At 73.8% G+C, this 23521-nt stretch carries 13 protein-coding genes and 6 pseudogenes; 5 read left to right on the top strand and 14 right to left on the bottom strand.

Features of this window, described 5'->3' with window-relative positions; genetic code table 11:
* Positions 1 to 12: 12 nt before the first annotated feature.
* The 4 genes and pseudogenes from ACQ95T_RS00510 to ACQ95T_RS00495 form a co-directional block, all read right to left on the bottom strand.
* A pseudogene (locus tag ACQ95T_RS00510) lies at positions 13 to 1748 on the bottom strand (carbon starvation CstA family protein).
* Between the two features lie 258 nt (positions 1749 to 2006).
* On the bottom strand, positions 2007 to 4064 hold the full coding sequence (locus ACQ95T_RS00505) for a cell wall-binding repeat-containing protein (protein ID WP_431473871.1): 2058 nt from the start codon (positions 4062 to 4064) through the stop codon (positions 2007 to 2009).
* 229 nt (positions 4065 to 4293) lie between these two features.
* Positions 4294 to 4587, bottom strand: a pseudogene (locus tag ACQ95T_RS00500) (PA domain-containing protein); the annotation flags it as partial.
* Positions 4491 to 5216: pseudogene (locus ACQ95T_RS00495) on the bottom strand (S8 family serine peptidase); the annotation flags it as partial. The pseudogenes ACQ95T_RS00500 and ACQ95T_RS00495, both read right to left, overlap by 97 nt.
* Before the next feature lie 702 nt (positions 5217 to 5918).
* Here ACQ95T_RS00495 and ACQ95T_RS00490 point away from each other — a divergent pair.
* Positions 5919 to 7659 (top strand): annotated as a pseudogene (locus ACQ95T_RS00490) (ABC transporter ATP-binding protein).
* A gap of 107 nt (positions 7660 to 7766) precedes the next feature.
* Positions 7767 to 9691: pseudogene (locus ACQ95T_RS00485) on the top strand (ABC transporter ATP-binding protein).
* Positions 9692 to 9736: 45 nt separating this feature from the next.
* On the opposite strand, the gene ACQ95T_RS00480 reads toward ACQ95T_RS00485, so the two are convergent.
* The 4 genes from ACQ95T_RS00480 to ACQ95T_RS00465 all read right to left on the bottom strand — a co-directional run bounded on the left by ACQ95T_RS00480 (position 9737) and on the right by ACQ95T_RS00465 (position 14229).
* The gene (locus tag ACQ95T_RS00480) at positions 9737 to 10489 is read right to left on the bottom strand and encodes a class I SAM-dependent methyltransferase (protein ID WP_425942874.1); all 753 of its coding nucleotides are present in this window, start codon (positions 10487 to 10489) and stop codon (positions 9737 to 9739) included.
* Between the two features lie 219 nt (positions 10490 to 10708).
* Positions 10709 to 11920 (bottom strand): ABC transporter permease, encoded by a 1212-nt coding sequence (locus ACQ95T_RS00475; RefSeq protein WP_431473363.1) that lies wholly within the window; start codon positions 11918 to 11920, stop codon positions 10709 to 10711.
* The gene (locus tag ACQ95T_RS00470; RefSeq protein ID WP_431473870.1) at positions 11917 to 13038 is read right to left on the bottom strand and encodes an ABC transporter permease; all 1122 of its coding nucleotides are present in this window, start codon (positions 13036 to 13038) and stop codon (positions 11917 to 11919) included. The genes ACQ95T_RS00475 and ACQ95T_RS00470 overlap by 4 nt, the downstream gene beginning before the upstream one ends.
* A 111-nt stretch (positions 13039 to 13149) precedes the next feature.
* Entirely contained in the window at positions 13150 to 14229 is a 1080-nt protein-coding gene (locus ACQ95T_RS00465) for an ABC transporter ATP-binding protein (protein WP_425942871.1), read from the bottom strand.
* A gap of 397 nt (positions 14230 to 14626) precedes the next feature.
* On the opposite strand from ACQ95T_RS00465, the gene ACQ95T_RS00460 reads away from it, so the two are divergent.
* The 3 genes from ACQ95T_RS00460 (at position 14627) to ACQ95T_RS00450 (ending at position 18593) form a co-directional block, all read left to right on the top strand.
* Positions 14627 to 15376 (top strand): class I SAM-dependent methyltransferase, encoded by a 750-nt coding sequence (locus ACQ95T_RS00460; RefSeq protein WP_431473869.1) that lies wholly within the window; start codon positions 14627 to 14629, stop codon positions 15374 to 15376.
* A gap of 118 nt (positions 15377 to 15494) precedes the next feature.
* A complete protein-coding gene (locus tag ACQ95T_RS00455) occupies positions 15495 to 17249 on the top strand; it encodes an FAD-dependent oxidoreductase (RefSeq protein WP_431473362.1) in 1755 nt (584 codons plus the stop codon).
* A 105-nt stretch (positions 17250 to 17354) separates the two neighbouring features.
* Complete coding sequence (locus ACQ95T_RS00450; RefSeq protein WP_431473361.1) at positions 17355 to 18593, top strand: cytochrome P450; 1239 nt, start codon at positions 17355 to 17357, stop codon at positions 18591 to 18593.
* Here ACQ95T_RS00450 and ACQ95T_RS00445 read toward each other — a convergent pair.
* The 6 genes and pseudogenes from ACQ95T_RS00445 to ACQ95T_RS00420 all read right to left on the bottom strand — a co-directional run bounded on the left by ACQ95T_RS00445 (position 18529) and on the right by ACQ95T_RS00420 (position 23508).
* On the bottom strand, positions 18529 to 19683 hold the full coding sequence (locus ACQ95T_RS00445; protein ID WP_431473360.1) for a polyprenyl synthetase family protein: 1155 nt from the start codon (positions 19681 to 19683) through the stop codon (positions 18529 to 18531). The genes ACQ95T_RS00450 and ACQ95T_RS00445 overlap by 65 nt on opposite strands.
* Before the next feature lie 32 nt (positions 19684 to 19715).
* Positions 19716 to 20180: pseudogene (gene idi, locus ACQ95T_RS00440) on the bottom strand (isopentenyl-diphosphate Delta-isomerase); the annotation flags it as partial.
* A 121-nt stretch (positions 20181 to 20301) separates the two neighbouring features.
* Entirely contained in the window at positions 20302 to 21735 is a 1434-nt protein-coding gene (locus ACQ95T_RS00435) for a nucleotide disphospho-sugar-binding domain-containing protein (RefSeq protein WP_425942866.1), read from the bottom strand.
* Between the two features lie 42 nt (positions 21736 to 21777).
* Positions 21778 to 22575: a glycosyltransferase gene (locus ACQ95T_RS00430; RefSeq protein ID WP_431473359.1), complete on the bottom strand. Its 798-nt coding sequence runs from the start codon at positions 22573 to 22575 to the stop codon at positions 21778 to 21780.
* Positions 22572 to 23045, bottom strand: a complete 474-nt coding sequence (locus ACQ95T_RS00425; RefSeq protein WP_431473358.1) for a hypothetical protein — start codon at positions 23043 to 23045, stop codon at positions 22572 to 22574. Before ACQ95T_RS00425 ends, ACQ95T_RS00430 begins: the two co-directional genes overlap by 4 nt.
* Before the next feature lie 88 nt (positions 23046 to 23133).
* Complete coding sequence (locus tag ACQ95T_RS00420; RefSeq protein WP_425942864.1) at positions 23134 to 23508, bottom strand: hypothetical protein; 375 nt, start codon at positions 23506 to 23508, stop codon at positions 23134 to 23136.
* Positions 23509 to 23521: the final 13 nt, after the last annotated feature.

The raw sequence follows: 23521 nt of genomic DNA, 5'->3' as shown, positions 1-23521 counted from the left end.
TGCCGCACGCGCTCAGTCGTGCGGCGGGTGGTCGCCGACGTGCTCGACCGGCTGCTCGCGCCCTGACAGGGCGGCGAGCTCGGCGTCGTCGTCGCCGTCGTAGTCCTTGGCGCCCTTCATGGCGACCGCGGCCTCGACCATGACCCACACGGCCGCGACGAGGATGACGAGGTCCAGGATCAGCAGCAGCCAGTTCTGGGTGTTCCAGAAGGTACCGAGCTGGATGAACAGCGCGTAGATCGTCATGACGCCCACGAACGCCAGCGGGATCAGCGCCGGGAGCGGGGTGCGGCCGCGACGCATCAGCATGATCGCGATGATCGACAGGGTCAGCGCGGCCATCAGCTGGTTGGTCGTGCCGAACAGCGGCCAGATGAGCATGCCGCCCGAGCCGTCCGCACCGGCGCCGAAGGTCAGCGCCAGGGCGACACCGACCGCGACGACCGTGGCGACGCCCTTGCCCAGGCTCACCCCGGCGATGTCGCCGATCTCCTGGACCACGAAGCGCTGCAGGCGCACGCCGGTGTCCATCGTGGTGGCCGCGAAGAGGATCGCGGTGGTCGCCAGGATGGTGGCCGACAGGGACTGGGGCAGACCCAGGCCGCTCTCCACGATCGCCCCGCCGCCGGAGACGAACGCCCCGACGCTGCCGGCACCGAAGGCGTTGTAGACCTCTTCCCAGGCGGCCAGGGAGGCGAAACCGGCGGTCGCGGCGATGATCGAGCCCAGGGCCAGCAGACCCTCGCCGACGGCGCCGAAGTAGCCGACGAACCGGGCGTCGCTCTCCTTGTCCAGCTGCTTGGAGCTGGTGCCGGAAGAGACCATGCCGTGGAAGCCGGAGATGGCGCCGCAGGCGATGGTGACGAACAGCAGCGGAACGATGCTCGGCGTGCCCTCGGGGACGTTGCTGTTGACGGCCGGGGCCACGATCTCGGGCCGGGCCAGCAGGACCGAGCCGTAGAGGATGCCCAGCGCGATGAACAGCTGCAGGCCGTTGATGTAGTCGCGCGGCTGGAGCAGCACCCAGACCGGCAGCATCGAGGCGATACCGGCGTAGAGGAACAGCAGGATGATCCAGACCGAGTTGGCCGGCAGGCCGAAGGCCGTCTCGGGGGCAGGGCCAGCGGCACCTGGTCGCCGATCCAGATGAGGGTGTAGAGCGCGACGACTCCGACGACCGACACCAGCGGCAGGCTCCACCTGAGCCGGTAGATCGCCTGGCCGACGGCGAGCGCCACGAGGAGCGCGCCCCAGGTCGGGATCACCGCGGTCGGGGTGGCCACCAGCAGGTTGGCGATGACGACCGAGAAGGCCGCGTTGACCATGAGCAGCAGCAGGAAGATGACGACGAGGAAGAGGTTGCGGCCGCGGGCGCCGATGTAGCGGCCCGAGAGGGCACCGATCGACTGGCCACGGTTGCGGATCGAGGCCCACAGCGCCCCGAGGTCGTGCATGCCGGCGAAGAAGACCGTGCCGATCGTCACCCAGAGGAAGGCGGGCAGCCAGCCCCAGATGACGGCGATGGCCGGACCGACGATGGGCGCGGCACCGGCGACGGAGGTGAAGTGGTGGCCCCACAGCACGTACTTGTTCGTGGGGACGTAGTCGACACCGTCCTCCAGCTGGTGGGCCGGGGTCGGGATGGAGTCGTCGAGGGCGTAGATCCTGGTCGCGAGGAACTTCGAGTAGAGGAAGTACCCCGCCAGGATCATCGCCACACCGATGAGGGCGAGAACCAGGGAGTTCATGAGCGGCACCTTCGTGAGGGCGTGAGCGGACGTCTCGCACCGTAGCCCGGCCTTACCACCGTTCCGGGACAGGGGTTCCCGATCGGTGGAAATCGTTATGCAGTTGTGACATGTGTGGCAGATGAGGTGTATGCGGTCGCGCAACCGGGTGGGCAGGTCCGGGAGGGCGGGTGTGTCGGGGCGCCGCCGCACGGCATACCACGGGACGGCGGCGCCCCCCGCACCCGGGTGGGTGCGGGGGGCGCCTGCTGGACGTCCTCAGTCCTGCGGGGTCGGGGACCTCACGGGTAGACGACGCCGTCGAGCTGGTCCTCGACGGCCTTGTCGACGGCGGCATAGCCACCGGCGATGGTGATCTGCTGGACGCAGGTCCACGATCGCACCGAGCACGGCCGAGGGGACGGTCTCCTTCTTCACCAGCAGCACGGGGCTGTTGTGCTGGGCCGCCACCGGCCCGGCCGCCAGGGCGTCCGGGAAGTTGAGCCCGGTCGCCACGAGGGCGTGGGCCACGGGGGCGTCGAAGAAGCGCTTGGCCACACCGGCCGAGACCTCGTAGCGGTTGGCCCCGCCGATGCGCTCGACCTGGTCGGCGTAGCCGTCCAACGTGGTGAGCACGTCGTCGGACACCGCCGCGGGTCCACCGACGAGCACGACCCGCTGCGGCTGCAGCCGGTCCAGCTCGGCGGCCACGACGGCAGGCACGCCGTCGGACTTGACCAGCATCAGCGGCGCGTCCTGGACGCCCGCGGCCGCCGAGGCGGACAGGGCGTCGGGGAAGTTCTCGCCGCTGGCGATGAACACCGTGCCCGCGGCGTCGTACTCGCCGGAGACCGCGGCCGAGGTGGCGTAGCGGTTGGGACCGGCGAGCCGCTCCACGGTGCCCGCGTAGCCGCGCAGCTCGGTCGCCACGAGGTCGGACACCGCCGCGTCACCACCGAGGACGACGATCCGCTGCGGCTTCAGCTGCTGCAGGGCCATCCGGGTGGAGGCGGGGATCGAGCCGGGCTTGACCAGCACGACCGGGGAGTCGTTCGCGGCGGCCAGGGCGCCACCGGACAGCGCGTCCGGGTGGGACAGGCCGTTGGCGACGTAGACCGTCTCCACGCCGGCGTCGAAGTTCTCGACGGCCAGCTCGGAGGCGACCATGTAGCGGTCGTTGCCCAGGGCGCGCGTCACCGACAGGGTGTCGGTGGTCGAGCCACCCTCCCAGGCCACGGTGAAGTACGGGCTGGTCCAGGTCTCGACGCCCGGGGTGCGGTCGTCGTTCCAGGCGCTGGCCTTGGTGACGCGGACCTCGAGGACGTAGTCCCCGGAGTCCACGCGCTGGCGTGCGCCGTCGGCGTCCACGTACCTGCTGCCGTCCCAGGTCCACGCCGAGATGCCGTTGCGGCTGCCGGTGCGGGCCAGGTAGTCGACCTCGGTGACGACGCCGACCGACGTGCCCTTGGAGCCGTCGACGTTGGCGCGGTAGACCTCCCACTCCATGTGGCGGGCCTGGTGCTCGAAGTGCAGCGCCACGGTCGGCACGTCGTTCCCGGCCATCTCGTAGACGTTGCCCTCCTTCACCAGGTTGTAGGTGCCGTCCTCGTCGACGCAGTCGACCCCGAGGAACTTCCCGCACTGGCCGACCTCGAGGAGGGCGGGCAGCTCCTGGACGACGGTGATGTTGCCCTCCGCGTCCTTGGTGATCATGTCGGCCAGGACCTCGACGTCCTGCAGGTCGTAGGCCGACCCGCCGTAGGCGACCGAGTGATCGATGCCGTCCGGGTCCTCCAGGGCGATGTAGCCACCGAAGGTGATGCCGTCCTTGGGCGAGGTGATCGTCACCGACAGGGTGGCTGTCCCGCCGGCAGGCACGGTGACGGACGCCGGGACGTCGACGGTGGCGCCGCCGAGCCAGAATCCGAAGTCGTTGGCCGTACCGATGGTTGCGAGCGCCTCGGTGTGCGAGACCGCGAAGGACCGGGAGGTGTCACCCTCGTTGGTCAGCGTGATCTCGTGCGTCGTGCTGACGCCGGGGAGCTGCTGGCCGAGCTGGATCAGACCCGGGGAGGCGACGACCTCGGCCTGGATGGCCTCGTCGACCTGGATCATGCCCGAGCCCTGCTTGTGCACGGCCTCGGGTCCGTACCCGGCGGCCTGGTTCCATTCCAGGACGTCGGAGGTGTTCTGCAGACGCAGCAGCAGTTCCTCGTTGTCCAGACCCGGACGGGCCTCCAGCATGAGCGCGGCGGCCCCGGCGGCGTGCGGAGCGGCCATCGAGGTGCCCGACAGGGTGGCGTAGGGCTGGATCTCCAGCGGGTAGGTCGAGTAGATCGACCCGCCCGGCGCGGAGATGTCCGGCTTGAAGGTCAGGTCGGCGTGGTGCCGTAGGAGCGTAGGAGCTGAAGGTGCTCATCAGCCCCCCGGTCGGGTTGGTCGCCTCGACCTGCTCGTCGGACCACGTGATGGACGTGGTGCCGTCACCGGCCGCCGCGTCGTCGTAGAGGGCGATGCCGTCGGCGCGGGTGATGGCCACGACCGGGATGGTCACGGCAGGGGTCCCCGCGACGGTGGGGCTGAAGGCACCCGCCACGTTGTTGTAGATGATGACACCCGAGGCGCCGGCGTCCATGGCGTTGACGGCCTTGATGTGGAAGGCGCAGGTGCCACGCTGGATGAGGGCGACGTTTCCCTCGACGGCCGCTGCCACGTCTGCCGGCAGCGCGGTGCACGCCTGGGCCTCGACGGAACCGGGCGCGCCCACGGGGACGACGACCTCGGTGCCCGACGTGGGGGCCGGCGGCGCGCCGGTGGCTTCGCCGTAGGGGACCGGCTCGCCCGCGGCGTCCAGGAACATGTTGGCGCGGTAGGCCACGTTGTCCACACCGACCCGACACCGATGGTGTCGTGCCCGACACCAGGAGCACCGGCGGAGTGCAGGCCGCTGTCACCGCTGTTGCCGATGGAGGCGGTGACGATGACGCCCTCACGGGCCAGGGCGTCGGTCGCCTGGGCGGTGGGGTACTCCTGCCAGGCCGAGAAGGCGGAGCCGATGGAAAGGTTGACCACGTCCATGCCGTCGGAGAGCGTCTTCTCCATCGCGCGGAGCATGATGTCGGCGTCCGTGGAGCCCTCGCAGCCGAACACGCGGTAGGCACCGAAGGTCACCTCGGGAGCGACGCCGTCCACCTCACCGGCCGCACCGACGATGCCGGCGACGTGGGTGCCGTGCCCCTGGCAGTCGTCCGGGTTGGGGTCCGGGAGCGGCTGAGGGCTGTAGGCGTCCGAGCCGGGGTCGGCGTTGTAGGCGTCGCCGACGAAGTCGTAGCCGAACCGCACGCGGGGGGAGGGGAACGGCGTGGTGCCCGGCGAACCGTTGCCACCCAGGTCGGGGTGGTCGATGTCGATGCCGGTGTCGATGACACCCACCCGGATGCCCTTGCCCGTGTAGCCGAGCTCGCTCTGCGCGACGTCCGCGCCGGTCATCGACAGGGCGGTGAACATCTCGGGGTCGATCGTCGTGGCCTCGGGCTCCTCGGGGGCGTCCAGGACCGCGATCGGGAAGATCGCCTCCACGACCTGGGAGGAGGCCAGCTCCGTCAGCCTGTCCTCCGAGGCGTTGACGGACACGCCGTTCCAGAGGCTGTCGAACTCGGCGCGGACCTCGACGTCCACCCCGGCCTGCTCCGCGTCGGCGAGGAACTGGCTGCGCTCGGCCTGGATCGCCTGGAGGGACCCGCCCTCGCTGGTGGGTGCTGAGGCGAACTGGACGAAGAAGGCGTGCGGCGCCATCTCGACACCGCTGATCGTGTTGCCCTGGATCTTGCTCTCAGGCGCCGGGGAACCCGGTGCCAGGTACTCGGACGCTCCGGCGGACAGCGGCGCGAGGAGCGCCCCCGTCATCGTCAGCGCGGCGACACCTGCGAGAGCACGGCGAGGGCTGCTGCCCCGTGGTGCTTGATTCACGCGTCTATCTCCCTTGATGCACGGTGCACGCCGGTCGACGCACACAAGCCCCGAGCCTGCCAAAGGGTCACCGTTCCCAGGACGATCACAGGGTTACGACTGGGTAACAATCGGTGGCCGCAGGTCACGGCGCGGCAAAGTGACGCAGCGTCGCGCTGGCCACCACCCCCTCAGGGGTGAGGACGCAAGGGTCTGACAGGCGCAGGGTGCACAATCGACCTCGTGCTCGTCCGGGTCCTTCGCCGCCGTCTGCGGCCCTACCTCGGACTGGTCGTGGGGGTCCTGCTGCTGCAGCTGGTGGCCACCCTGGCCAGTCTGTGGCTGCCCGCGCTCAACGCCGACATCATCGACAACGGCGTGGCCCGGGGGGACACGGCATACATCTGGCGGGTCGGGGCCGTCATGCTCGCGGTGAGCGCGGTGCAGGTGGTGGCCCAGATCGGCGCCGTGTGGTGCGCGGCCCGGACGGCGATGGGGGTCGGGCGCGACCTGCGGGTGGCGGTCTTCGACACGGTGCTGGGGTTCTCCTCGCGGGAGCTGGGGCAGTTCGGCGCACCGACGCTCATCACCCGCAGCACCAACGACGTCCAGCAGGTGCAGATGCTGACGTTCATGTCGCTGGTCATGCTCGTGGCCGCGCCGATCACCGGCGTCGGCGGCGTCGTCATGGCGATCCGTCAGGACGTGGGGCTGTCCTGGCTCATCGGGGTGGCCGTGCTCGTGCTGCTGGCGGGCATGGCCCTGGTCATCAGCCGCATGGTGCCGCTCTTCCGCGCCCAGCAGAAGCAGCTGGACGCGGTGAACCGGGTCATGCGCGAGCAGATCGGCGGCATCCGCGTGGTGCGCGCGTTCACCCGCGAGGAGGACGAGAAGGCCCGGTTCCGGACGACCAACACCGAGCTGACCCGGATCGGGCTGCGCGTGGGCGACCTCATGGCGCTGATGTTCCCCTTCGTCATGCTCGTGATGAACCTCTCCAGCGTCGGCGTGGTGTGGTTCGGCGCGCAGCGGGTGGAGTCGGGGGCGATGCAGGTGGGGTCGCTGATCGCCTACATCAGCTACCTCATCCAGATCCTCATGTCGATCATGATGGCCACGATGGTGGCCACGATGATCCCGCGGGCGTCGGTCGCCGCCGAGCGGATCGACGAGGTGCTGGGCACCACGACCAGCGTGGTGCGCCCCGAGCACCCGGCGAGCCCCACGGCGCGGCACGGCACGGTCGAGGTGGACGCGGTCTCGTTCACCTACCCGGGGGCGGAGACCCCCGTGCTGCAGGACGTCTCCTTTACGGCCCGGCCGGGCACCACCACCGCCATCGTGGGCGGCACCGGTGCGGGCAAGACCACCCTGCTGCGGCTGATCCCCCGGCTGGCCGACGTCACCGGCGGCGGTGTCCGGGTGGATTCCACGGACGTGCGCGCGACATGGCGCCACAGGACAGGACCTCTGGTCGCGGGTCGGTCTCGTGCCCCAGCGGCCCTACCTGTTCTCCGGGACCGTCTCGACCAACCTGCGCTTCGGCAACCCCGACGCCACCGACGAGGAGATCTGGGAGGCGCTGCGGGTGGCCCAGGCGGCCGACTTCGTCTCCTCCTGGGCCGACACGCTCGACCACCCGGTCGCCCAGGGCGGCACCAACGTCTCCGGCGGGCAGCGGCAGCGGCTGTGCATCGCCCGGGCCCTGGTCGCCCGCCCCGACATCTACCTCTTCGACGACAGCTTCTCCGCGCTGGACCTGTCCACCGACGCGCGGCTGCGGGCGGCCCTGCGGCCGATGACGCGGCAGGCCACGGTGGTCGTCGTCGCCCAGCGCATCTCCACCGTGGTCGACGCCGACCAGATCGTGGTCCTGGACGCAGGCCGGGTCGTCGGGACCGGCACGCACGACGAGCTGCTGGCGACCTGCCCGACCTACCGGGAGATCGCCCGCTCCCAGGAGCTGGCGGGGGTGACGTCGTGAACGATGGCCGGCGCCCCGGGGACGGCGCCACCACCGACGACGGTGCGGACGAGCCGGTCGTCCGTCCCGAGGTCCGGCGCGGCCCGCGACCCGGCGGCCCGCACGGCATGGGGGCTCCGGTCGAGAAGCCGTCCGACTTCCGGGGGTCGGCGAAGCGGCTGGCCCATCGGCTGACGCCCTACCGGACCCTCATCGCCCTCTCGGTCGTGCTGACCGTCGTCGGCGTCGTCCTCGGCACCCTCGGCCCGCGGGTGCTCGGACGGGCGACCGACCTGGTCTTCGGCGGCTGGATCGGGTCGCAGCTGCCGGCCGGGGCGTCGGTGGAGGACGTGGCCGCCGGACTGCGGGCCGACGGGCAGGAGACCTACGCCGACCTGGTGGAGGGCACCCCCCACCTCGTGCCCGGGCAGGGGATCGACTTCGACGCGCTCGCGCTGGTGATCGCCCAGGTGATCGGCCTCTACCTCGCGGCCGCGCTGCTCACCTGGATCGCGGTGCGCCTGGTCAACCGGATCTCGATGTGGACGGTGCGCGACCTGCGGGCCGAGTCGGAGGACCAGCTGCACCGCCTGCCGCTGGCCTACTTCGACCGGCAGCCGCGCGGGGAGATCCTCTCCCGGGTCACCAACGACCTCGACAACCTCCAGCAGACCCTGCAGCAGACGTTCGGCCAGCTGCTCAGCGCAGCCGTCACGGTGGTGGCGATCCTGGGCATGATGCTGTGGATCTCCCCGGTGCTCACGCTCATCGCGATCGCCACGATCCCGGTCTCGGTCCTGGTGACGGTCCTCGTGGCGAAGCGCTCCCAGAAGCTGTTCAAGGCCCAGTGGAAGCACACCGGGACGCTCAACGGGCAGATCGAGGAGGCCTTCACCGGTCACGAGCTGGTGAGGGTCTTCGGCCGGCGCGAGCAGGTCACCGACCGGATGCGGGCCACCAACGAGGAGCTCTACGACGTCACCTGCGGGCCCAGTTCATCAGCGGGATCATCATGCCCGCGATGTTCTTCGTGGGGAACCTCGGCTACGTGCTCGTCGCGGTGGTCGGGGGCCTGCGGGTCGCGACCGGAACCCTCTCGCTCGGCAGCGTGCAGGCCTTCATCCAGTACTCCCGCCAGTTCACCCAGCCGGTCACCCAGGTGGCCTCGATGGCCAACCTGCTGCAGTCCGGCGTCGCGTCGGCCGAGCGGGTCTTCGAGCTCCTCGACGCACCGACCGAGACCCCGGACCCCGTCGACGCCGCCCCGGTGAGCGCGCCGCGCGGGCGCATCGTCTTCGAGGACGTCGACTTCTCCTACGGCGAGGAGCCCCTCATCGAGGACCTCTCGCTCGTCGCGGAGCCGGGCCAGACGGTGGCGATCGTCGGACCGACGGGGGCGGGCAAGACGACGCTGGTCAACCTGGTCCTGCGGTTCTACGAGCTGGCCGGGGGCCGGATCACCCTCGACGGCCGGGACATCACGACGATGACGCGCAAGGACCTGCGCGCCAGGATCGGGATGGTGCTGCAGGACGCCTGGGTCTTCGAGGGGACGATCCGGGCCAACATCGCCTACGGCCGGCCCGGTGCGACGGACGAGGAGGTGCAGGCGGCGGCGGAGGCGGCCTACGTCGACCGGTTCGTCCAGCACCTGCCGGACGGCTACGACACGGTGCTCGACGACGAGGGGTCCTCGATCAGCGTCGGGGAGAAGCAGCTGATCACCATCGCCCGGGCCTTCGTCTCACAGCCCTCGCTGCTCATCCTCGACGAGGCCACCAGCTCGGTCGACACCCGTACCGAGCTGCTCGTCCAGGAGGCGATGGCCCGGTTGCGGACCGACCGGACCAGCTTCGTCATCGCCCACCGCCTCTCCACGATCCGCGACGCCGACCTGATCCTGGTCATGGAGCACGGACGGATCGTCGAGCAGGGCACGCACGGCGAGCTGCTCGCGGCGGACGGGGCCTACGCACGGCTGCACGCCGCCCAGTTCAGCGGCGCGGCGGTGGACGTCGACGAGCTGGACGCGGCGCGGGTTCCCGCGTCGTAGGTCAGCAGGCCCGACGGGCGAGCACCCCCGTACCCGCGTCGTAGGTCAGCAGGCCCGACGGGCGAGCACCCCGTAGAACTGACCGAGCCGGCGGAACGGCTCCCGGCGCGAGAGGGCGATCTCGAGCCGCTCCCACGCGGCGTAGAAGTCCGGGTCCGCCTTGGGCCCGTTGTCGAGCAGGAGGTCGCCCACGGTGCGCCCGCCGAACACGTCCACGACCTCCATCCCGGCGCCGGCCATCCAGCGCTCCAACCGGGGCAGGTCGATCTTGGCGACCTCCGTCCCGAACGTCAGCGTCGGCGCCCTCGTGGCCTCCAGCTCGGTCAGCGCCGCCTCCGGACCCTGCCGCAGGAAGGCGGTCAGCACCCGGTGGTCGGGGTTGGGCAGCACCACCGAGAGCAGTCCGTCCGGCCGCAGCACCTGCACGAGCCGGCGCAGGTCAGCGGCGGGGTCCGGACGGTACTGCAGGACGTAGTGGCACAGCACGGCGTCGACCGCCGGACGGCCGGCCAGGTCGTCCAACCCACCGACCTTGGTGCGCAGGCCGCGTTCGCGGGCCAGGCGGAGCATGCCCTCGGCCGGGTCCAGCACGGTCACCCGGTGCCCGAGCTGCTGGAGGGGGGCCGCGTCCAGCCCGTCCGCCCCGCCCACGTCGAGCACGTCCAGCCGGGGCGCACCCGCCCCCACGTCGCCGAGGTGGGCGGCCAGGACGTCGCGCACCACGGCATACCGGATGCGGTTCCAGGGTTCGGCGGTGTAGGCCCGCCAGTCCTCCAGGTGCTCGTCGAAGGAGCTCACGAGGTCATCGTGACAGGGGTGCGGGCACCGGGGCCTCCTCAGCCACGCAGCTACGAGCGCCAGGCCGCCGCCCGCAAGGTCAGTGGCAGGACGTGGATCTCCGCCGGTCGGTCCGTGCGCAGTCGATCGATGGCCCTGATCATGGCCCCGATCGACTGCACTGGCCCGGGTCCTGCTGTCCGGCGCACGTCCGGCGGCCCGTCGGGGTCCGGCGGCCCGTCACATCACCCGCCCCAGGCTCCTGCGCAGCGCCCATGTCCCCAGCGCCAGGACCACGGCCGCCATCCCGGCCAGGACGCCGATCTGCGGCAGCACGTCCACCAGGCCGCCGCCGCGCCGCTGCACCTCCGCGATCGCCTCGTAGCCCCAGGCGTGCGGGGTCAGGTAGGCGAACCGGCGCATGGTGTCCGGGAAGAACTCCAGGGGCACCATCGACCCGCCCACGGCGGCGAGGATCAGGCCCGCCCCGACCGCGACCCCGCTGGCGACGCCCTCGCTGTCCATCAGCACGCCGATGAGCATCGCGACCCCGGCGGCCACCAGGCCGAACACCGCGACGACGACCGACACCACGACGATGTTGCCCCAGTCCACCCCGAAGAGCAGCGAGCTGGCCGCCATGATGATGTAGATGCCCTGGAACGCCGCGACGACGAAGCGGCCCAGCGCCTGCCCGGCCACCACCTGCCGGGCGTTCACCGGCGCGGCCATCACCCGTCGCAGCGCCCCGCTCCGGCGGGCCTGGATGGTCGCGCTGGCGGCCGTGAGGGTGTTGAGGAAGACGAAGAGGAGCAGCTGCCCGCCGGCGCCGATGTCGAAGCGGCCCATCGAGGCGAACTCCTGCATCACCGGGTCGGCGGAGCGGACGTCCACCGTCACGGGGTCCCGCTGCGCCTCCGCCCGCTCCAGCGCAGCCACGACCTCGGCGGTGGAGGACGCGTCGGCGGAGGAGGCGTCGGCGGAGCTCCCGTCGGAGGCCGCCCCGTCCACCGCCTCCGTCAGCAGCTGTCGACGGCCCAGCTCGACGAACGCCGCGTCGACCGCGCCCCTGACCAGCTGGTCCAACCCCGGAGGCGCCGCCTCACCCGGAGCGACCATCTCGAGCTCCGCGGGCGCGGCCGAGCGTACGACCACGTCCGCGACGTCGAGGGCCCCCTCGGTCACCGCGTCGCCCAGCTCCTCCTCGTCGGGGTATGCCGTCGCCTCCAGCCCGGCGGCGTCCAGCTGGTCGACGATGACGGCGGCGAGGGTGGCCACCTCCGACCCCTCGGCCCCGTCCACGACCCCCACCGAGCTGGCCGCCTGCGAGGTGGCCTGCAGGCCCAGGACGACGACGAGGATCATCGGCAGCACGAAGACGAAGAACAGGTTGAACCGGTCGGCCAGGAACCTCTTCAGCTCGTGGACGGCGATCGCGACGACGGCGTTCACAGCGGGTCCTTCCGGCCCGGGACGACCCGGGCGAGCAGCAGCAGCACGACGGTGAAGCCGAGCAGGGTCAGGAGCACGGGTCCCAGGTCGGCGACGCCGCCACCTCCGGCGGTCACGCTCAGCCCCCGGCCGAGCGCGGCGACCGGGTTGAGCGCCAGCACCTGGCCGAGCAGCCCCTCGTCCGGGACGCGGAAGAAGGTTCCGCCCACCACGCCGAGCGAGATGGCCACGACCGAGAGCATGAGGCTGGCCTGCTCGGCGGTGCCGGCCAGCTTGAGGATGAGCGCCATGACCGACGTCGCCGCGGTCACCACGGCCACGACCACGACCATCACCGCCGGCCAGGAGCCGAAGGACACACCCTCCAGGAACAGCGACCCCGCCACGAGGAGCACGGTCGTCGAGGCGGTACCGAGCAGGACCGCCACGACCGCCTTGGCCAGCGGCACGAGCCACGGCCGGATCGGGGTCGAGCGCACCCGCGCCAGCGTCCCCCACTCCCGTTCGGTGAGCATCGTCAGCACGGCGAAGCCGACGGTGAAGAAGAGGAACATGCCGGCCTGCCCCGCCACGATCCCGGCCGACAGCGACAGCTGCCCCCCGGCGACCCCCCGCACGGTCCAGGCGGCGCCCCCGGCGGCCCCGTCGGCCGTGGTCCCCTCCGGGTCCGTCGCCGAGCCGGCGGGCGCCGTTCCGCCTCCGGACAGCGCGGCCACGAGCGTCTCCAGCTGCTGCCCGTAGAGCCCCAGCTCCGCCCCGGCGGCGATCGTCGTGGCGTCGCGCTCCATCGCCTCGACGGTGCTGCTGACCACCCCCACGACCACCTGGCCGGCCAGGCCGGCGTCCTCGCCCACCTCGACGTCGACGGAGGCGCCGGTCCCGTCGTCGAGCGCGGCGGCATACCCCTCCGGCACGGTGATCCCGACCTGGGCCTCGCCGGACGTGACGGCGGCGGTGACCTCGTCGGCGGGGACCTCGAGCACGGTGACGTCGATGCCCGCCTCGGACAGGCTGGCGAGCGTCCGGGGGACGGCGGTGGCCGCCTCGTCCCCGTCGGGCACCGACACCGCCGCGGTCACCGGGTCCAGCTGCGGGTCGTCCACCCCGGCGAACGCCAGGCTGAAGACCGCCGACAGTGCCAGCGGGATGACGACGGCGAAGAGGATGACCGACCGGTCGCGCAGGTGCTGGCGCAGGTCGTGGCCACGAGGACGAGGAGGGCGCGCACGTCAGTCCCTCAGCGCCCGGCCGGTGAGGTGCAGGAAGACCGACTCCAGGTCGGGGCGGGTGATCTGGACGTCGTGCAAGCTCATGCCCGCACCGCTCGCCGCGGTGACGATCCCGGCGATCGCGGTCGGCGCCCCCCGGACGGTCAGGCGCAGCCCGTGGGGGTCGTGGACCACCCGCTGCACGGCGGGTATGCGGTCCACCGCGGCCTCGGCGGCGGCCAGGTCGCCCCCGCCCGCGAGGACGACGACGTCGGCGTCGCCCACCAGCTCGACGAGCTCGTCCCGGGTGCCCTGGGCCTGCACGCGCCCGCCGTCCATGATGGCGATCCGGTCGCAGAGGCGCTCGGCCTCCTCCATGTAGTGCGTCGTGTAGAGCACCGCCATCCCGGCGTCGGTCAGCGTGGCGACCGACTCCAGGATCGCGTTGCGGGACTGGGGGTCCACGCCGACGGTCGGCTCGTCGAGGATGAGCAGGGTCGGTTCGTGCAGCAGGCCGATGCCGATGTTGAGCCGGCGCTTCATGCCGCCGGAGAAGGTCTTGCTCGGCTTGGTGGACCGGTCCTCCAGGCCGACCAGCTCGAGCACCTCCTCGACGCGGGTCTTCAGGCGGGCGCCGCGCAGCCCCTGGAGCCGGCCGAAGAAGCGCAGGTTGTCGCGGGCGGACAGCTCGGGGTAGATCGCCAGCTCCTGGGGGACGAGGCCCAGGTGGCCCTTGGCGCGGATCGGGTCGTCGGCCATGTCCGTCCCGGCGACGTGGACGCTGCCGGCGTCGGGGCGCAGCAGCCCGGCGATCATGAGGATGGTCGTCGTCTTGCCGGCGCCGTTGGGGCCGAGCAGCCCGAACGTCTCACCCGGCGCCACCTGCAGGGAGACGCCGTCGACGGCCCGCAGGTCGCCGTAGGCCCGGACGAGGCCGTCCACCTGCAGGACAAGAGAGGTGGCCGGAGGCTGCGCCGTGCCGCCCACGACCGGGGCGGGTGCAGGACCCGCGGCGGTCGGGCGACGGTCCGCCGCGGTCGGGCGACGGTCCGCGGCGGTCGGGCGACGTTCCGCGGCGGTCCCGGACGAGGAGGTGGTCATGACGATCACGCTATGCCCCGGGGGCGCCCGTCCGGCAGTGACAGACGTCCCGTCCTGGGTGTGCGACCCGTCACGGTGCGAAGGACCAACCGATGTACCGCGCCGTCGTGTCACGCCGGTCGCCAGGACGACCGGCGTGACACGACAGCGGTGCACGGTGGTCCGTGGCGTGGGGGCGGGCAGCCGCGGGTGGCTGCCCGGCCGCGACTAGGCTGCCCGGGCGGCGCCGGGCGTGCACCCGACCGCACGGGTGGCTGCCCGGGCGGCGCGGGGCGTGCACCGGGCCGCGACTAGGCTGACGGCGTGGACCGCTACCCCTTCCTGATCGTGCCGCGCCGGTGAAGGCCGCGGCGATGGAGCTCGCCGAGCAGTTCGACCGGGCCGCGACCGCTACGACCTGCTGACCAGGCTGAACCCGGGCTACCACCGCGCGCTGCGCGACGCGGCGACCGGGCTGGTCGCCCGGCTGCGGGGGACGGTCCGTGCCGCCGCCGGAGCCCGGGGGGCCGAGGACGAGGGTGGCCCGGCGGCGACGCCCGTCGACGGGCCGGCCGCTCCTGCGCTCACCCTCTGGGACCTGGGCTGCGGCTCGGGCCTGTCCACCGAGGCGCTCCTGCAGGCCACCGGCCCGGGCGTGCGGATCGTCGGGCTGGACGCCTCGGAGGGCATGCTCGCCCAGGCCCGCGGCAAAGACTGGCCGCCGGGCGTCTCCTTCGTGCACGCCGTGGCCCAGGACCTGCCCGAGGTGGCCGACCGGGAGCTGGCCGGGCCCGCGGACGGGGCGTTCGCGGCATACCTGATGCGCAACGTGCCCGAGCACCAGCGCGACGCCGTGGTCCGTGCGATCGGCGACCAGGTGCGTCCGGGCGGATGGGTGGCGCTGCAGGACTACCACGTCAAGGGCGACCGGGTCGCGAGCGCCGTGTGGACGCTCGTGTGCTGGGGCGTGGTCATGCCGCTGGCGGTCGCGGTGAGGGGCAACCCGACGATCTACCGCTACCTGTGGCGCAGCGTCCTGGACAACGACAGCACCGCCGAGCTGACCGGCCGGCTCACGCGCGCCGGGTTCACCGACGTGTCCTGGTCCACCGCCGGCGGCTGGCAGCGCGGCATCCTGCACACCGTCCTCGCGCGCCGGCCCGGCTAGGCCGTCCGGACAGACCCGCGCCGCGGTCACGCCGCGACCGCGCCGCGAGCACCCTCCCGGCCCACCCCGTCCACGCCTCCCCGGCCCACCCCGACCACCCGCAGCACCTGGAGCCGCCATGAACGACCGAACCCCTCCCGGCCGCGACCCGCACGCCGTCCTGCACCCGGGCCCCGACGGCGCCCCCCGCCTGACGGACGAGCGGCACGTGGTCGTCGTCGGCGGCGGCATCGCCGGGATCGCGGCGGCCGTCGTGCTCGCCGAGCGCGGCGCGCGCGTCACCCTCGTCGAGGCCTGCGAGCAGCTGGGCGGGCGGGTGCGCGCCTGGCCGACGCAGGACGGGCGGACGATGAGCCGCGGCTTCCACGCCTTCTTCCGGCAGTACTACACGCTCCGCGCCCTCCTGCGCCGCGTCGACCCCGAGCTGGACCACCTCGTGCCGGTGCCGGACTACCCGCTGCGCCGCGGCGACGGGCTGACCGACAGCTTCGCGAAGCTGCCCGCGACCCCGCCGGCCAACCTGGTCACCTTCGTCCTGCGCAGCCCCACGTTCCCGGTGTCCGCGCTGCCGTCGGTGCACATCCCGAGCGCGCTGGAGCTGGTCAACGTCTCCTACCCGGAGAGCCACGAGCGCTACGACGGCGAGTCCGCGCAGGACTTCCTCGACCGGCTGCGCTTCCCCGACGGCGCGCGGCACCTGGCCCTGGAGGTCTTCGCCCGCTCCTTCTTCGCCCGCCCACCCGAGCGAGTTCGGCGCCGGGGAGCTGGTCGGGATGTTCCACACCTACTTCACCGGCTCCTCCGAGGGCCTGCTCTTCGACGTGCCGGACGACGACTACGACACCGCCCTGTGGGCGCCGCTGGGGCGCTACCTGTCCGGGCTCGGGGTGCAGATCCGCACCGGCGAGCGGCGGGCGAGCAGGTCGCACCGCCCTCGGGGTATGCCGCGCAGCCGGCCGGTCCGGACGGCACCGCCGACGGCGGTGACGACGGCGGGGACGACGGCGGGGCCTGGACGGTGCGCACCGACGCCGGCGAGCTGACCGCCGACGCCGTCGTCCTGGCCACCGACCCCCGGGCGACCCGGGCCCTGGTGGCCGACCTGCCGGTGTCGCAGGACCGCACCCTGGGCCGGGCCCAGCGCTCGTGGCACGAGCGGCTGGCGGCCGGGCGCAACGCCCCACCGTTCGTCGTCCTTCGGCTGTGGTGCGACGGGCTCGTCGCGCCGTCGCGGGAGGCGTTCCTGGGTACGAGCGGCTACGACCTGCTCGACAACGTCACCGTCCTGGAGCGCTTCGAGCAGGGCGCGGCCGACTGGTCCGCCGAGCACGGCGGGTCGGTCGTGGAGCTGCACGGGTATGCCGTGGACCCGCACCGCGACCCCGACGTCGCCGGCGGGGGCCGGGGCGGGCTGGACGAGGAGCGCGTCCGGGCCCGGCTGCTCGCCTCCCTGCACCAGGTCTACCCCGAGACGGCCGAGCTGGAGAGCGTCCACGAGGAGCTCGTCGTCGAGGACGACTGCGGCCTGGTGGGGACCGGCCCCTGGCGGCAGCGGCCCACGGTCGACACGCCGTACCCCGGTCTGGCCCTGGCCGGGGACGGCCTGCGGGTGGACTGGCCGATCGCCCTCATGGAGCGGGCGGCGGTGACCGGCGTGCTGGCCGCCAACCACCTGCTGCAGGGCTGGGGCGTGCGCGGCGAGGACGTGTGGACCGTGCCGCTGGAGGGGATCCTGCGACGGCGGCCGCACCTGCCCGCTGCGGTACGTGACGGGGCGGCCACCGTGCCCGGCCTGCTCCGCGACGGCGCCACCCGGGTGCCGGCGGCGCTGCGCCGGGGCGCGGCCCGGGTGCCCGGGCTCCGGGGCCGATGAGCCCCGCCCGCCGCAGGGCCGTCAAGCCCGGCGAGGCGAGCACGCGCGCGGGTCGAGCGGGAGGGCCACGTCTGGCGGATCCGCTCGCTGGAGGCTGCCCGGCAGGTGCTACGGGCGCGCGGGGCGACGACCCAGGCCGGGTTCACCGCCGAGGCGATCCCGCAGGGCTACCTCGACCACCACCCGATCCTCGTCTCCGACGGGCCCCAGCACGACGACCAGCGGCGCAAGGTCGCCCGGTTCTTCGCCCCCAAGGTCGTCGGCGACCGCTACACCGACCTCATGGAGGAGTGCGCCGAACGTCTGCTCGACGGCGCCGAGGCGGACGGTGGCTGCGTCCTCGACGAGCTCGCGCTGCTCTACACGGTCGAGGTGACCGCCGAGGTCGTCGGGCTCACGGAGTCGTCCGTGCCGCGGATGGCCCGGCGCCTGGAGTCGTTCTTCAACCAGCCGCCGTTCGACATCACCCGCGACGACCTGGGCCGCACGCCCCGGCAGTGGGCCCGTGCGGCGGTCAACGGCCTCGTCCCGGTCGCCCGCTTCTACCTCGCCGACGTCCGCCCGGCCCTGCGCGAGCGCCGACGGCAGCGCCGGCCCGACGTCATCAGCCACCTGCTCGACGAGGGCTACTCGACCACCGGCGTCCTCGTGGAGTGCGTCACCTACGGCACGGCCGGGATGGTCACCACCCGCGAGTTCATCGTCATGGCCGCCTGGCACCTGCTGCGGCACGACGCGCTGCGCGAGCGCTACCTCGTCGCCGGCCAGGAGGAGCGGTTCGCGATCCTGCACGAGATCATCCGGCTCGAGCCGGTCGTGGGCCACATCTACCGCCGGGTGCACCAGCCGGTGGAGATCACCGACGGCGGGGAGTCGTGGACGATCGGCGAGGGCGACCTGGTCGACGTCTGCGTCCGCCCGGCCAACGCCGACCCGGACGTCGTCGGCGCGGACCCGCTCGACCTGTGCCCGGGGCGGCCGCTGCCGTCGGGGGTCAACGACTACGTCCTCTCCTTCGGCGACGGGGCGCACAAGTGCCCCGGCCAGCCGCTGGCGATCCTCGAGTCGGACGTGCTCCTGCGGCGGCTGCTGGCCCGGGCGCCCCGGATCGTGGACGAGCCCGAGCTGGGCTGGGACCACCTCATCGAGGGCTACTGGCTGCGGGGTATGCGGCTCGCGCTCGGCAGCGGGGTCGGTGGCTCCGGGGAGGGGGGCCGCCTCCCCGGCAGCGGTGGCGGCCTCCTCGGCAGGGCCCGGCGGCTCCGGTCCGGCCTGCCCCTCAGACGTCGCGCCAGGCGATCGCCCGGGCGGTGGCTCGCAGCCCGTCGACGCCGTCGGGCGTGAGCGGGGCGTCGGTCAGCACGTCCTCGGCCACGGCCAGCTCCTCGGCGATCCGGTCCTCCAGCTCCTGCCGGATCCCCGCCTCCACCAGGGCCTCCTGCATGAGCGGGACGTCCTCGGGGCGGGCCGCCGGGGTGCCCACCCGCTCCATGGCGGCGGCCGCACCGCCGGTGAGGCGCTCGGCGCCGAGCACCCAGATCAGCGTGGTCTTGCCCTCCCGCAGGTCGTCCCCGGAGGGCTTGCCCGTGACCTGGTGGTCGCCCCAGACGCCGAGCACGTCGTCGCGCCAGGCGAACGCGCGGCCCAGGTGCCAGCCGAAGGTCGCCAGCGCGGCCCGCTGCCCGGGGTCCGCCCCGGCGGCCAGCGCCCCCAGCTGCAACGGACGCTCGATCGTGTAGGAGCCGGACTTCAGCGCGGCCACCGACTCGGCGTGCGCCAGGTCGGTGCGCCGGGCCGCGGCCCCGGTGAGGTCGGCCCGCTGGCCGACGATGAGCTCGAGGTTGAGCTCGTACCAGTAGTCGCGCATCTCGCTCGGCAGCGGGTGCACCATCCGGTCGGCCTCGCAGTGGGCCAGGTCGCCGAGCAGCACGGCGATGTTCTCCCCGAACCGGTCGGCCTCGCCGTGGCCGCCGCCGCGCCGGAAGGCCTCGCTGGCGACCACGTGGGCCGAGGCGCGGCCGCGGCGCTCGGCCGACTGGTCCATGACGTCGTCGTGCACCAGCGCGAACAGGTGCAGGGTCTCCAGCGCGGCGGCCGCGCGCACCACGTGGTCGTGGCACCGGCTGCCGAGGGCCCCGCCGGAGGCCACGAAGCCCCAGTGGCACATCTGCGGACGGATCCGCTTGCCCCCGCCGGCGAGCAGGGCGTGCAGCCAGGTGGGCAGGTCGCCGACCTGGCTCCCGATGAGGTCCGGCGGGCCCGCGGGGGCCAGCCTGCTCCATACCTGCTCCACCCAGGTGCTCTCCTCGCGCAGGAGCTCGTCGACCCGGTCGAGGGTGGCCGAGGCGCCCGGCCGAGCGACCGGGCCGCGACCGGACGGACGGGCAGGCGCGGCCGCTCGCCGTCGAGCTGGGGCACCTGCAGCGCGGCCCACGGGCTGTAGACCTGCGGCGTGGCGCGCACGGCGGCGACCAGGTCGGGCCAGGCCACCCAGGCGTGCTCGCAGACCTCGGCCGGGTCGGGCGCCAGCTCGCCGGCGACGCGGCCGACGAGGACCGGGCACAGCTCGTGCTCGACGATCCCGCTGGCGTCGACGGCGCGGTAGCGGAAGTCCGGCAGCACCAGCTGCAGGTCCTCGACCTGCAGGCCGAGCTCCTCGCCGAGGCGTCGCCGGACGGCGTCGGCCAGCGCCTCGCCCGGGCGGGGATGCCCGCAGCAGGCGTTGGTCCACCCCCCCGGCCAGGTGAGCTTGTCGAGGGCGCGGCGGGTGATCAGCACGCGGCCCTCGTCGTCGAAGAGGTAGAGCGAGAAGGCACGGTGCAGCGGCGTGTCGGTCCCGTGCACCTCCGTGCGGGAGGCGGTGGTGCCGGTCTCCGTGCCGTCCTCGTCGACCAGCACGACCTGGTCGTGGTCGCGGTCAGTCGTCGTCATGCTCACCCGAGAAGCATCCTCGTCGTCGCCGTGTCCGGGCGGGCGCCCGGAATCCGACTGTATCCGCTCGTCCAACCTTCCCCGGGGCGACCTCCCGGCGGGTGTGTCCGCGAGCCCGCGGTCAGCCCCCGGCGCGGAGGAGTCGCAGCACCAGCTCGGCACCGTCCCGGCCCGGGTCGCGGGTGGCGAGCGAGGCGGCGACGCGGCGGGCTCCCGCCCGGTATGCCGCACCCTCCACCCGCGCGAGGGCGCGGGCGACGGAGGAGGGCCGGGGACGGGCGGCGCCCAGGTGCACGCCGGCGCCGGCCCACTCCACGCGCCGGCCGATGTCGGCCTTCTCCTCGGTGCTGCCGACCTGCAGGACCGGGACGCCGTGGGCCAGGGCGAGCAGGACCCCGGTCCAGCCGCCGTTGGTGACGAAGACGCCGGCGGAGGGCAGCACCTCGGAGTACGGCACGAACTGCTCGACGGCCACCGGGGCCGGGGCGCGGGAGGGCGCCGCGTGGGCGCGGGAGGGCGCCGCGTGGGCGCGGGAGGGCGCCGCGTGGGCGCGGGAGGGCACCGCGTGGGGACCGCGGGAGGACGCCGCGTGGGCGCGGGAGGGCACCGCGTGGGGAGCGCGGGAGGGCCGCCGTCCCTCGCCCGGGTCGGCGGCGACCACCCCCGGCCCGCCGAGCAGGACCGGGTCGCCCGCGCCGGTGGTCAGCAGGCCGGCCCTGCCGGTGGCCTGCAGCGCCCGGAGGGTCGGGGCCAGCACCTCCGCGGGATCGCCGCGAAGGGTCCCCTGGGTGGCCAGCACCAGGTCGCCGGCGTGGTCGGTCACGACCGCGTCCCACCAGGAGGGACGGACCCAGCCCGCGGGCTGCGGCGGGCGCAGCGCCCCGACGAAGTGGACGTGGTCGGGCAGCTCGGCGCGGGGGTACTCCAGCTCCGGGGCCCCGCAGTGCAGGTGCAGGAGCGGGGACAGGCACGCCTCGAGCACCGGGACGTCGCGGGGCGCCAGCCCGAGGGAGGTGCGGAGCGCGGCATACCTCTGCTGGGCCCGGCCCATGACGAGGCGACGGCTGGCGGCCTGCACGACCGTGTTGCGCCAGACCCAGGGGCGGGGCGTGCGGTAGGGCAGGCCGGCGCCGAACGGCGGGGTGAGCTCGTCGGGGAAGTGGAGGGGGCCGTCGCCGAAGCTGACCCACGGCAGGCCGAGGCGCTCGGCGGCCAGCGCCCCGGCGTACCCGAGGGAGTCGGTGAGGACGACGTCGGGACGCAGGTCCTCGACGAGGCGTTCGACGGCCCGCACGCGGAGGGCCGCGTCGGCGACCAGCCAGGCGTAGCGGGCCGAGACGTCACGGACCCGGCCGCCCGGAGGGACGAACGGGGGGACCGGCCCGGTGTCGTGGACGAGGTCGTGGGAGGTGACGGCGCGGGAGGCGACCCAGGGGGTGGCGACCCCGTGGTGCACCTCGGCCCCGCGGGCGGCCAGGCCCTCGACGAAGGGCACGGCGTTGAGCGTGTGCGCGTAGATCGGGCTGCTCAGCGCCAGCACTCTCGTCCCGCTCACCCCTCCATTGTCGGGGGTCGGGCCTCCCGGGTGGTGCTGCGGTCACCCCGCGGGTGCACCCGCCGCCATCTCGCGGACGATCTGCGCCGTCGCGCCGAGGCCGTCCTCGGACGCCATGAGCTGGGCGGCGGCGCGGGCCCGACGGCCGTAGGCAGGGTCGGCGAGCGCCTGCTCCAGCCGGTCGGCCACGGTCCGGGCGGTCGCGAGCACCGGCCGTAGAGGCGCCGGCCCGACGCCCGCCCGGTGGACCTGCCGGGCGAAGTGGGCCTGGTCCCCCAGGTGCGGGACCACGACCTGCGGCAGCCCGGCGGCCGTGGCGGCGTGGGTCGTCCCGGCGCCGCCGTGGTGGGCGACCGCCACGACGCGGGGCAGCAGCGCGCGGTGGTCGACCTCGCCGACGACAAACACGGTGCCCCTTGCTCCCGTGCGCGCCCCGGGTATCTGCATGACCACGGGACGACCGGTCCGCCGCGCCACCTCCGCGAGCCGGTCGACGAGCTGGTCGGGGCGGTCCGCGGGCATGCTGCCCAGCGCCAGCAGGACGGACCCCGGATGCCGTTCGAGGTGGTCGGCGAGCTCCGGCGGCAGGGGGTCCACCGGCGCGGGGTCGGCCCACCACCCCACCTGGTGGACCCCCGGCGAGGGCGAGGCGTCCAGGGCCGCACTGGTCGCCAGCAGGGGGAGGTATGCCGTGGGGGCGGCGGTCGGGGGGGCACCCGGAGTGGGCCGGGTGGCACCCGGACCGAGCCGCGGGGTGGCACGCCCGGCGGACCACGGGGTGGCTCCCGGCAGCCGGCGGGCGACCTCGCGGGCCAGGGCGGCGGACAGCCCGGTCGTCATCCACCACAGCAGCCGCTGACGCGGGACCCGACGGCCCGGGGCCGGGGCAGCAGCTCGGTGAACGGGTGGGACCAGGCCGAGGTCCCGGTCGGGTGGGGCGTCAGGGGGGCCATGAGCGCCAGCCGCGCGGGGACGCCGCGGGCCTGCAGCAGGGGGACGAGCCGGGCCGTGGGCAGGCCGGAGACGACGACGGCGTCCCCGAGGAGGAGCGGGGCGAGCCCCTCGGCCAGCGCCTTCGCGTGCCGGGTCAGGGCGCGGCGCATCTGCAGGTACATGAGACCGGGGTTGAGGTGGGCGACCCGTCGGACAGTCGGCGAGGGCGACCACATGGTCCGCTCGGCCACCGGTCCGACGACGGCGGGGGTCACCCCGGCCCGGGCCATGCGGTCGGCGCCGTCCTCGAGCACGGCCGCCGTGACGGCATACCCCTGGGTGCGGAGCACCTCCCCCAGCCGGGCGAACGGCTCCACGTCGCCCCGGGTCCCGAGCGCGAGGAGCAGAACGCGATCGGCTCCTCTAGGGCTTTCTAGTTCTATGACGAGAGTCCGTGATATCTCGTCAGAGGCCGGACTCGGTGCCCAGGACGTCCTGGTCGGCCGGGATGGCGTCGGGGTCGTCGCCGCCCACGCTCGGACCCTGGGCCGCCGGGTCGTCCGCCCCGCCGAGGACCCCACCGGGCTCGGGCGCCCCGTAGGCCGTGCCCAGCTCGGGCTCCTCCTGGGCGATCCGCTGGTCGATGGTCTCCTCGGCCGGGTCGTCCGGGAACTCGGAGTGGATCGGCTGGCTGGTCGGCGGGCTCCACGGCACGTCGTCGGTGGACTCGGGCTGGTCGAGGTCGACCTGGGCCCGCTCCTGCTGCTCCTCGGTCCGGTCGACGGTGCCGAAACCGTCCTCGTCGCGGTCGCGCTCGTGCTCGGGGGTGTGTTCGCTCATAGGGCCACCGTGC

Source organism: Ornithinimicrobium carbonis (assembly GCF_050703245.1).
Taxonomy (GTDB): domain Bacteria; phylum Actinomycetota; class Actinomycetes; order Actinomycetales; family Dermatophilaceae; genus Ornithinicoccus.
This window is presented reverse-complemented; position numbering and strand designations above follow the sequence as displayed.